Source organism: Burkholderia sp. Ac-20365 (genome assembly GCF_017104715.1).
Lineage (GTDB): Bacteria > Pseudomonadota > Gammaproteobacteria > Burkholderiales > Burkholderiaceae > Paraburkholderia.
In genome coordinates this window covers 391,684-402,405 of the sequence record NZ_JAAGPI010000005.1, presented here as the reverse complement: position 1 = coordinate 402,405, position 10,722 = coordinate 391,684, and the positions used below count along the sequence as shown (strand labels likewise).

At 60.1% G+C, this 10,722-nt stretch carries 11 protein-coding genes; 2 read left to right on the top strand and 9 right to left on the bottom strand.

The genetic code is table 11. From position 1 onward, the window contains the following. The first annotated feature begins 1,394 nt into the window (after nucleotides 1-1,394). Nucleotides 1,395-2,633, top strand: a complete 1,239-nt coding sequence (locus G3O01_RS12930) for a M91 family zinc metallopeptidase (RefSeq protein WP_205805133.1) — start codon at nucleotides 1,395-1,397, stop codon at nucleotides 2,631-2,633. A 16-nt stretch (nucleotides 2,634-2,649) separates the two neighbouring features. On the opposite strand, the gene G3O01_RS12925 is transcribed toward G3O01_RS12930, so the two are convergent. The 5 genes from G3O01_RS12925 to G3O01_RS12905 form a co-directional block, all read right to left on the bottom strand. Further along, on the bottom strand, nucleotides 2,650-3,039 hold the full coding sequence (locus tag G3O01_RS12925; protein ID WP_205805186.1) for a hypothetical protein: 390 nt from the start codon (nucleotides 3,037-3,039) through the stop codon (nucleotides 2,650-2,652). A 15-nt stretch (nucleotides 3,040-3,054) separates the two neighbouring features. Continuing rightward, the gene (locus G3O01_RS12920; protein ID WP_205805132.1) at nucleotides 3,055-4,323 is read right to left on the bottom strand and encodes a DUF6596 domain-containing protein; all 1,269 of its coding nucleotides are present in this window, start codon (nucleotides 4,321-4,323) and stop codon (nucleotides 3,055-3,057) included. After that, nucleotides 4,320-4,688, bottom strand: coding sequence for a YciI family protein (locus G3O01_RS12915; RefSeq protein ID WP_205805131.1), 369 nt, complete (start codon nucleotides 4,686-4,688; stop codon nucleotides 4,320-4,322). Before G3O01_RS12915 ends, G3O01_RS12920 begins: the two co-directional genes overlap by 4 nt. A 442-nt stretch (nucleotides 4,689-5,130) precedes the next feature. Further along, nucleotides 5,131-6,438, bottom strand: a complete 1,308-nt coding sequence (locus tag G3O01_RS12910; RefSeq protein ID WP_205805129.1) for a chloride channel protein — start codon at nucleotides 6,436-6,438, stop codon at nucleotides 5,131-5,133. A 93-nt stretch (nucleotides 6,439-6,531) separates the two neighbouring features. Further along, nucleotides 6,532-6,951 carry a MarR family winged helix-turn-helix transcriptional regulator gene (locus G3O01_RS12905; protein WP_205805124.1) on the bottom strand — a complete coding sequence of 140 codons (420 nt, stop codon included), beginning with the start codon at nucleotides 6,949-6,951 and terminating at the stop codon, nucleotides 6,532-6,534. 198 nt (nucleotides 6,952-7,149) lie between these two features. Between G3O01_RS12905 and G3O01_RS12900 the strand changes: the two genes are divergently transcribed. Continuing rightward, on the top strand, nucleotides 7,150-8,211 hold the full coding sequence (locus tag G3O01_RS12900; RefSeq protein WP_205805119.1) for a class I SAM-dependent methyltransferase: 1,062 nt from the start codon (nucleotides 7,150-7,152) through the stop codon (nucleotides 8,209-8,211). Between the two features lie 49 nt (nucleotides 8,212-8,260). Here the strand turns inward: G3O01_RS12900 and G3O01_RS12895 are convergent, their stop codons facing one another. The 4 genes from G3O01_RS12895 to G3O01_RS12880 form a co-directional block, all read right to left on the bottom strand. Beyond that, nucleotides 8,261-8,494 (bottom strand): pentapeptide MXKDX repeat protein, encoded by a 234-nt coding sequence (locus G3O01_RS12895; RefSeq protein ID WP_205805118.1) that lies wholly within the window; start codon nucleotides 8,492-8,494, stop codon nucleotides 8,261-8,263. A 65-nt stretch (nucleotides 8,495-8,559) separates the two neighbouring features. Further along, nucleotides 8,560-9,336 carry a molybdopterin-dependent oxidoreductase gene (locus G3O01_RS12890; protein ID WP_205805116.1) on the bottom strand — a complete coding sequence of 259 codons (777 nt, stop codon included), beginning with the start codon at nucleotides 9,334-9,336 and terminating at the stop codon, nucleotides 8,560-8,562. 20 nt (nucleotides 9,337-9,356) lie between these two features. Beyond that, nucleotides 9,357-9,995 carry a cytochrome b/b6 domain-containing protein gene (locus G3O01_RS12885; protein ID WP_205805185.1) on the bottom strand — a complete coding sequence of 213 codons (639 nt, stop codon included), beginning with the start codon at nucleotides 9,993-9,995 and terminating at the stop codon, nucleotides 9,357-9,359. 308 nt (nucleotides 9,996-10,303) lie between these two features. After that, entirely contained in the window at nucleotides 10,304-10,705 is a 402-nt protein-coding gene (locus G3O01_RS12880; RefSeq protein ID WP_205805109.1) for a hypothetical protein, read from the bottom strand. Nucleotides 10,706-10,722: the final 17 nt, after the last annotated feature.

Below are 10,722 nucleotides of genomic sequence, written 5' to 3'. Positions count from 1 at the left end.
ATCGAGATGAACAACCGTCCGCGCAAGACGCTCGGCTGGAGAACCCCCGCGCAAGCCTTTATTGAAAACTGCAAGAAACAGGGAATCGAAATCAACCCCGCTGTTGCACTTGGTCTTTGAAACCGCCCTGCTATTTTTGCCGCCTTTCAAAGAGATTTCAGACGCGATGCTCTTTTGGCCCTCGTCAGTGAGTCCGGCGTATGGAATGACGACGATCTGAGCAGCAATGGCTGGCGGGCACAACAACCTCCGCCGTAACGACAGCTTCCGTTCAGGTTTAAGCAACGCCTGCCCGCAGACGTTGTCGTTCGCTCATGAGCGCGTGATTGAGGGCGGGCGTTGCATAGACCTAAACGAATGCACCAATTCGCCTCCCTTCGCTGCACACGCGTGCTCGTGTTCGACATTGAGATGATGACCCCACATGACCAGCAAGGGAAAACTTAGTTGCCGCCCGAAGGCGGCGCTTGTCCAAGGCTATGGAGTTCTACTAGCTAACCTATTGAGCGATCGGCCACAACAGGCTTCGTTGCGCTGTGCGGGTTTCCGTCGACAGAAACAATCCGGTATTCGGTTGTGACTAAGTGAATAGCCATTCAAACATCACCATTAGCGGGCTCTTCCTCGACGTAGTCGTAGTGATAATTAAGTACTTGAAACGTGGTTCCAGAATCACCATAGAAGCTGATCGTGCCGAAATCATTCTCAAACCAGTTTCGAAACGAAGGTCTATCTCTGAATTCAAGAACCCCTCCGTTTGGATCAAAAAAACGAACTCCTCTCTTTGAGGCAACGACAGCCACAGCGTGCCCGGTCCCCCCCCGCTGTAACACCCGAAAGAGCCAATCGATGTAGTCGTCCTAACATCGTTAATTTTCCGAGCGCATCGAATCGATCAACATCGACGATCCATCAATAGATGTGCATGTCGACCGATCGAGCCTGGCCGCACCCGAAAATACGACGTCGGATCGGTGACCGCGATGCGTGGTTGAATTCCAACCGGAACTTCGAATGACCGGTTTCGGTTGACGTGAGAGGACGCTTCGGGTTCTGTACGAATGGAAGACCGGAACGCGGTATTCAGCCTTCATTTCGTCGAAGCCTATATAACTCGCGGCCGTCAAATTCACCTTGAATTTGGATTCGTTTGACATAGCCTGATAAGCACCGGTTCGCGATCGAGCAAACTGTGGCGGTGTTCTGTTGATGTGCACTTTGCCGCTAATCCACCGCACGGCACGCGACTGTGTGGACGCGTATTGCACACCTGATCACGAACAGCCTGGACTTCGCCTGGCGGGGCGAGCGCAAGCCGCTGGGTATGACGTCAAGCAAATCCCTCGGCCTCAGCCCAAGGCGGCAGAGACTGAGTTGTCCGGGCGAGTCAGTTGATGGATCAGCGCTTGATTGTGCGCATGAACCCAATCCTCGCGAGGTTTGCCATGACGCTCAGAACGGAAACAGGGCGCGTAGGGGGTACGGTTGTCCTCCCCAGCGACGAAGAAAAAGTCGATTTCCAACGCAGCGTCGATGAGTCGTTAGCGCAGATCCGCTCAACGGAAGTCGGGGCGAGTTTGCTTGACGACATCCAACACGCCCGTCACGAAGTGCTCATCTTGCGGGCCGCACCAGTTGCGGGCAATAAGTGCGGGCAGCAGGATCCCTCAAAGATAGCCGCCGAGGCAGCTTGCTACACAGAGGTGCTCAGTTATCAGAGCCTGTGGGGGAAGATCAATCAACTTACCAGCGCCGGCCGGATCACTCCGCAGCACCCCGCAATAAAGAAGTTCATGAAATTCTACGCGCCTCAAGACAAGGGAGGGAACAAGGAAGCGTACCAATATACGCGGAACCTGAAAGGGTTTCCGCTCGCGCACAAGGAGGTGAACCAGAGGGAGACTGAGGAAGCCGCGAGCACAAGGGCAGTGTCTTCTCTCCAGCGCGGCCTGATCGCCTACCACATCATGGACGAGCTCACACCGGGTTCGGGCACGGCGGCTGAGGTCTGGTGGAATCCATCACTGGATCGGGTTCTCGATAATCTGCCAGATGAAAAACGCGCTGCCTGGATGGACCGCCCAGCCTGGATTGCGTTGGCGCATGAACTGATTCACGGTTGGCGAATGGTGACAGGCAGGTGCGTCTTTCAGGCAGTCGGGATCGAGTCTTATTGGGAAGAGGCGATGACAGTCGGCCTGCCACCCTATGACGGATGCCGTTTCACGGAGAATCACCTCCGTCACGCAAAGGCTCTCCCGTTGCGTAATTTCTATGGAGAAGAGACCTTGAACCGGAGCAACGCCGCCGCGGCCAAGCACGGTAAGGCAGAGTCACGGCTACCGGCCTCATTCTTGATTAAGGTTACCGGTAGTGGCCCCGACGACCCTTTGGTCTTTGAATACGATATCCGTTCAGCCCAAAATCCGGATGAGATTATCCATGGAAAGACCGACGCTCGCGGACGCGCCGCTGCCAGTGCGAAATGGACGACCGATGGGCAAATTCGCTTTCGCGGCTTCGGTGCGTTTGGCCGCGTCGAAACGCAGTGGCAGAAAATTTCGCTCCGCAAACAGATGATCTTGCAGTTTGGCCGTTACAGCTTTATTTGCAAACCGTTGTATGGATCATAAAAGCTTCTTTCTTCACTCAATGCTTTCCGGTCATGACGATGCACTCTTTCGCGGCGCGGTTTCGACTGCGAGCGAGGAAGCCGACAGGGCGCGCTCCCTTGACCCGTGGATGACGAAGGTCGTTACCAACCGCAATGTCCCATGGAATATCGACGATCTTCGCGACAGCCTTGAAGCGAAACTCACGAAGTCGGCACGCGGCAATTGGCCGGGATCCATTGCAAACCGGCCGCTCGAAGTCCATCGCAGGCCTCGTGGCGAATGACTGGTGATGGCCGAAGTCGACGGCCTGCGTCGGTGCAATCAGCATCGCACCGAACATCCGACCCTCTGCAGATCCCAAACGACCAATACAGTGCATGTTGTTCGTGCAGCGCGGCGCGTAGCTGGCAAGCGCGCCGGTCAAACACAAGACAATCCCCTACTTGCCAGCCGTTGCCAACTGCATGCGCTTACGCTGCAGGAACAGGCGCACAGCAGGGTCACGTTCGAGGCCGATCGCGAGATCATAGGCGCGAAGCGCTTCTGCCGTCGCGCCAGCCCGCGCGAGCAGATCGGCGCGCGCGGCCCAGTACGGCTGATAGTCGGCCAGCCTCGGATCGTCCGCATACGGCGCGAGCGCGTCGAGCGCCGCCTGCGGACCGTCCCGCTCCGCCAGCGCGAGCGCGCGGTTCACCGCGATCACCGGCGACGCTACGATCGCGAACAGCGCATCGTAAAGCTGCACGATCTCATTCCAGTTCGGACTATGCGTCCGGCAGCGATACACATGTGCCGATTGAAGTGCGGCTTCGAGCTGAAAGCGTCCGATTGCATTGAATGCGTTCGCGCGCCTCAACAGCGCGTCGGCCGCATCGATCATCGGTGCGTTCCATGTCGCCGGATTCTGGGCCGACAGCGGCACATAGTCGCCGGCCGCATCGCGTCGCGCATCGCACCGCGCCTGCGCGTACAGCATCAGCGCGAGCAAACCAAGCGTCTCTGGCTCCTCAGGCAACAGTTCGACGAGCAGTTGTGCAAGAAACAGCGCCTCACCGGCGAGATCGCGCCGCCCGGCGTCGCCACCGACCGGGTCGGTCCATCCTTCCGCATACGCCGCATAGACCGCTTCCAGCACCGCAGCGAGCCGGCCGGGCAACTCCTCACGCTCGGGCACGCTAAACGGAATGCCCGCCTCCCGGATCTTGTTCTTCGCCCGCACGAGGCGCTTGCTCATCGCAGCGGGCGACATCAGGAAGGCGGACGCAATCGTCTTTGCTTCGAGTCCCAGCACCACCTGCAGCATCAGCGGCGTCCGGATCGCCGCCTCGAGCGCGGGGTGCGTGCACGCAAATAGCAGTGCAAGCCGCCGGTCGGGCAACGCGCCCGCTTCATGCTCGTCGATCTCGTCGGCGAGTATCGCGAGCTGATTCGACACTTCGTCGCCGGCATGACGATGCCGCGCACCATCGATCGCCCGGCGCCGCGCAACCGTCATCAGCCACGCCTCGGGATTCGTGGGGCAGCCGCGCTCCGGCCAGTCTGCGAGCGCAGCTGCGAACGCGTCGGCCAGCGCGTCCTCGGCCGCGGCGACGTCGCGCGTACGCATTGCCAGCAACGCGACGAGCTTGCCGTAACTGCGGCGGGCGACCGCTTCGGCAATCGCGTGCGCGGCGCCGTCAGCGTCGCGCTCGCCATCGGAAGGATTCATGCAGAAGGCGCATCGTAAGGTGCGGTCCAGACCGGGCGCACTTCCATGATGCCGTGCCCCGCGCCGGGACAACGCGACGCCCACGCGATCGCCGCGTCCAGGTTGGGCACGTCGATCAGATAGTAGCCAGCGAGCTGCTCCTTCGAATCGGAATACGGTCCGTCCAGCACCTGCGGCTTACCGTCGACGAGACGCACCGTGGTGGCTGTACTCGTCGGCTGCAGCCGGTTGGCGCCCGCCAGCGCCTCCGCCTTCTTCAACGACTCGGTGTACGCCTGATACGCGGCAACGCCTTGCTGCCGCTCGCCATCGGTCATCTGGCTCCAGCTGTTTTCTTGCGAATAGATCATTAACAGGTATTGCATATGAGTCTCCGTCATGAGGTTGAAGCGGGTCGATTACATCGGGCCGCCATCACAATGACGCGGGGACTGCCTGCTAATGGACAGGCGGCGTCAAAAAAACGCGGACGGCGCATTTGCCTTCTTCGTTCGCGGGCAGAGTCGCCGCCTGAACGTTCATCAGAGCGCCCGGGTAAGGCGGCCGAGGGAGCCCGCCTGCGCATACCGTCCAGTGTGCAGACGAGTGGCGTGCGTCAAGCCCTCTCTACCATCGAAGATTAGATTAAATACAGTCGCCATGCGCAGCCTGCGCATCATGGCTCGCATGCTGGCGTTAAAGCCGGTCGACCAAACGGCGCATCCCTGTGGATGCCATCACAAAGTGAACGTCGACTTCGATGGTCCCGCCTTCCAGGCACTGAACTCCGCACCCTCCCTGCTTTGCCCCGGAAACAGCCTCGTCACCTCAACGCGCCACGTACCGCTGCGCCAACGCCTCATACAACGGCGGCGCAAAAAGCTTCGACACCTGACTCGCGATCAACGCCGTCGCCATCAGCGAAAGCACCAGCGCGTGCCCGTTGATCATCTCGATCACGATGACAAACGCAGTGATCGGACTTTGCGTGACGGCAGCGAGATAACCGACCATCCCGAGCGCGATCAGCATAGGCAACTGCATCTGTCCGAACACGAGGTGCAGAGCGTTACCAATTCCGGCGCCGATCGCGAGCGAAGGTGCAAAGAGACCGCCCGGAGCGCCCGGCAGATACGAGCCGATCATCGATGCCATCTTGAGCAGCGGATAACTCACGCCGAGATGCGAATTGCCATCCAGCATGCCGCGCGCTTCGGCGTAACCGCTGCCGAACGTGTGTCCACCAGCAGCCACACCGATTACGGCGATGACGAGGCCACACGCCGCGCCGAACGCTACCGGACGCGCTTTTCTCCACGCGATGAGCCGGGCCGGCATCCACCGTTCAGTATTCAGCAGAAGCCAGCAAAACGCGCCGCCGGCGCAGCCCGTGACACCGCCTAGCATCACGACGGCAACGGCAAGCAGTTCGGAAAAATGTCCGTCGACGTCGATCGTGCCGAAGTACGTGTAGTTCCCCTGCAATCCCAACGAGACGACACCCGCAAAGATGATCGCCGTGATCAGCACCCCGCTGGTTCGCTGTTCGAAGCTGCGCGTCAATTCCTCGATTGCGAACACGACTCCTGCAAGCGGCGCATTGAATGCCGCGGAAAGTCCCGCAGCAGCGCCCGCCAGCGCGAGGTTGCGCTCAAGTCCCGCGCCGCGAATGTTTCGCAGGCGCGCTGGATAGAAACGCCTCAAACTGAACATCAGCGCGGCGCCGACGTGTATCGTCGGGCCTTCCCGCCCAATCGTGAAGCCGCCGAGTATCGACAGAAACGACACGGCGATCTTGCCAATCAGAATACGCAGGTTCAGCAGACGCGGTCCAAGGTCGCCCCCCTCGTGCAGCGTGGCAATTACCTGGGGAATGCCGCTGCCCTCCGCACCCGCAAACCAGCGCCGCGTGATCCAGACGCCGGCTGCCCCGACGGCCGGCGTGAGCACGAGCGGCAGCCACCAGTACATAGTCGCGTAGCGTAGAAAGGTGTCGTAGCCGAAGTCGATCAGGCGCGCGTACATGACGGCGATCAGTCCGGTTGCGATGGCGCCTAGCCAGAACACACCGTAGTGCAGCCAGAGTCGTCGAGCGCGCAGCAACGTGCGTCGATCGAGAAGTGCGGGAATGCGCATCGGGAGATCACGTGGCGAAAGGTAATTTAAGGCACATTGTGCCATAAATGGACTTTCATCCATTTTCGATGCGCGGTCTCTGAAAAGAAACGGCTATCCGCCCGTGTTGTCAAACACCCAACCAAACGAGCCGTAGTGTGCCTTGTGCTCGGCAGCGAGTTCGAGCAGGCAGCGCTCTCCTTTGGAGGTCAGATGAACCTGAACCTGGCGTCGATCGTCCGGGTCAGGCTTGCGCGTCACCAGACCCGCCGATTCGCAGCGCGACACGAGTGCAGCCGTGCCATTCGGTGCGGCCTGAAGGCGCTCCGCGAGTTCACCAACCGTGGCCCATTGCCGGCCCTCGAACCCGCGCACATGCAACAGCAACTGATACTGGAGCGTTGTAATGCCCGCCGCGTTCGCGATCTCTTCGGACACGCGCAAGAACTTGCGCAGCTCGTAGCGGAATACCGACATGGCTTCCAGATCCTGCTTGTTGGGAAGATCGCGTTTGGGTTGCCTGCCTGAGCGCATTGGAAATCCTGTGAATGGATGATCGACGGCGATGTTCGCGGATCATACACACGATCGAAGCGCCCGCCGCGATATGCACTTCGCCTTTCATCCGTCTTTCCACTACCTATACTTTGTTTGGACGAAACGGATGAAACCCGGTGCAAGGGCGTTCGCCGTTTCGTCTGATCAATTCTGCCCTCGGCAAGGAGGTGGCGTATGGAATACGACGAGCAGAGAGTGCAGGACTTCATGGGTCGCATGGTCGGGGAGTTCGGCGCGGTCGCGTCGGCGCCGTTGATCGCGCTCGGTGACCGCCTCGGCCTTTACAAGGCGATGACCGAACAGGGCTGGATGACGTCGGAACAGGTTGCAGAACGCGCGGGACTCGCCGAGCGCTATGTGCGTGAATGGCTTGCTGCCCAGGCTGCATCGGGTTTCGTTCTCTACGATCCGTCAAGCGGGTGCTATCAGCTCGAAAACGAAATGGCGATGTGCTTCGCGGAGGAAACCAGCCCCACTTTCATCCCGGGCTTTTGCGACTGCGCCGAAGCCATGTTCCGCAGCCTGCCGAAGCTCGAAGCCGCATTCCGCACGGGCCTGGGCGTGGGATGGCATCAGCATCATCCGTCGCTGTTCAAGGGCACCGAGCGGTTCTTCAGGCCCGGCTACGCGGCGCACCTGGTCGACGAATGGATACCGGCTCTCAATGGCGTCGAAGCGAAACTGAAGGGGCACGGCGCGAGAGTTGCAGACGTCGGCTGCGGCCACGGCATTTCGACAATGCTGATGGCGCAGTCTTATCCTGAGGCCACCTTCGTCGGTTTCGACTATCACGAGCCGTCGGTGCAACGCGCGCGAGAACTCGCGGAAGAGTCTGGTCTCAGCGAACGTGTATCGTTCGAAATCGCGAGCGCGCTGGAGTATCCGGGGAACGACTACGACCTCGTTGCCTTCTTCGATTGCCTGCATGATATGGGCGACCCGACGGGCGCGGCGGCCCACGTGTTGCAGTCGTTAAAGCCCGATGGATCGTGGATGATCGTCGAACCATTTGCGAACGACCGGCTCGAGGACAATCTCAATCCTGTGGGGCGTGTGTTCTATTCGGCGTCGACGATGATCTGCACGGGTGCGTCGTTGTCGCAGGAAGGCAGGCGCGCGCTCGGCGCGCAGGCGGGCGAAGCGCGGCTCAGGGAAGTCGTGATGGCGGGTGGTTTCACCCGTTTCCGGCGCGCTACACAAACGCCGTTCAATCTGGTTTTTCAGGCGCAGGCCTGAAGCACCTGAGAAGGCAGGGCGCAGACCCGGCCTTCTCAGGCAAGCCCGTTTACTGCGACATCGCACCCGACGCGGGATGATCCATTCCCATCGCGTCGTGCTTCTTCATCTTGCTGGACTTCTTCATCTGATCGTGCGACATGCCGTTCTTCTTCATGGCGTCATGTGACATGGCGTCCTTGCTCATCGCGTCGTTCGACATTGCGCCGCTCGCCTGCGCGAACGCAGCCGTCGTGGCCATTGCCATTGCAGCAGCGAATACAGCCGTCATCAGTCGTTTCATTGCTCATCTCCTTCGTGGGTTGAAAGTGGCGTCCGGCCATGCCGGCACCGGAATACGAACTACGTTCAGGAACCGCCGAACCAGTTGTAGCCCTGATCGACCCAGTAGCCGCCGGGATACGTATTGGTGACGAAAATCTCGACGATATGCTTCGGGTTCTTGTAGCCAAGCTTGGTCGGCATGCGCAGCTTCATTGGATAGCCGTATTTCGCGGGCAAACGCTGGCCGTCGTACTCGAACGTGAGCAAGGTCTGCGGATGCAACGCGGTCGGCATGTCGATGCTTTCGTAGTAGTCGTCCGCGCAGCGAAAGCCGACGTACTTCGCGGTCGTGTCGGCACCCACGCGGCGCAGGAACTCCGAAAAGGGCGTACCGCCCCAACGTCCGATTGCGCTCCATCCTTCCACGCAGATATGCCGCGTGATCTGCTCCGCATGCGGCAGTGCATAGAGCTCGGGCAGCGTCCACACGTGTTGCCCCGTCACGAGGCCGCTCACTTTCAGCCGATAGTCGCTACCGTCCACATCGGGCACGTCGTCGATGCCGTAGAACGCGTTGAACGGAAACGGACGCGTGATTTGCGCCTCGGTGTAAGTCGGCGCGAGCTGTTTCGGATCGAACAGGAACGCCTGCGCGCGATCGTTCAGGCGCGAGACGGCGCTCAGAAATGTGTTGACCGATTGATCGTCGGTGATCGAGCAGCCCGTCAGCAGCGAGAGGCCGCCCAGCGTCAGCAGGCGCTTGCCGAACAGACGACGCGATGGCATGTCCAGTTCGCGGCGTGCATCCGCGAGGATCGTTGCCTGATCGCGCCTGGTGAGGGATGTGTCGTTGGGTTTCATGTGGTGTTCTCGGGGCGGGTTCAACGTCCGCGCAGCATGATCAAAAGAGAACGCGGCACGAGCGCGACCATCGCGACGTGCACGACAACGAACGCCGCCATGAGCGCCATCGCGCAGAAGTGCACGACGCGTGCGTTGTCGTAGCCGCCCATCAGTTCGCGCAACAGCGGAAACTGGACCGACTTCCAGATGGCGAGACCCGACAGCACCAACACCACGAGATCGACGATGACGAACAGATACGCGAACTTCTGGACCGCGTTGTACTGACGCAGATCCGCGTGCGAGAGCTTGCCACTCAACGCGGCGATGAAGTCGTGCAGCACGGCGCGCGGCGAAAGCGGAAAGAACTTCGCGATCAGACGCCCGCTCCCGATATTGAGCGCGAGATAGAAAAGCCCGTTGAAAACCAGCAGCCACATCGCTGCGAAATGCCATTGCAGCGCGCCGCCGAGCCAACCGCCGAGGGTGATCGAAGGCGGAATCACGATGCCGCGAAACACGGGTGACGCATCGTAGATGCGCCAGCCGGAAAACATCATGATCAGCGCCGCGAATGCGTTAAGCCAATGCGTAACCCTCAGCCATAGCGGGTGAATTGGGGGGATGCGCAGGGAGGGCGTAAGCGCCGGGGCAAGTTCCGCTTTCATCGTTTCCATGTCGATCACCGTGACGATCGGATACATGTGAATTCGTTGCGAACGCGGTGTTGGTTACAGCCTGTGAAAATTTTTATGCGTAGCGGCGCGGGTAGCCGGTCAGCGGACAGATGGGCATCGGATAGATGGGCATCGGTATACCCAGCCACGTTGCCGGAACCAGATAATCAGGAAATGCTCGCCGGAAATGATCATCGACGGGAAGGCCCGAAGTCGTGGGGATGAATCAATCGCGAAGGCACCAGCCCGGCGATCGATCAGGCGGCGCAAATGGTCGAGATGGCCGCCAAAGTCAGCGGAGGTGGAAACTATCCGAAAACGCGTGCCCAAACCGCTCGAATTCGCCGCGCACGGTCTGCGAAGAGATATGAGGCGGCAAGCGCCAGCAGCCCCGAAACAACACCTGTCGCCACGTGCTCCACAACCGGTATGCGGTAGTGACTCGTATGCGCGAAAGCGTCGCCCAAAGTTGTCAGACAGCCGACGATCAGCGCATTGCCGTATCGATGCGTGTACAGTTTCGCGGCTGGCGTGAAAGTCAACAGTACCGCGAGGACCCCGGTGAGCAGTCCCGTCTGGAGTGCGATCGTCCAGTGCACAAGGCTCAGGACGTTGCCCCAACTACCCGGCATGCAGGTCATGCACGCACTGGTGGGCTGCCAGAAACGCTGGACAAACAGGCTCATCCGGCGTCTCCACTCACTTGACATGATGCGCTCCCTATCCA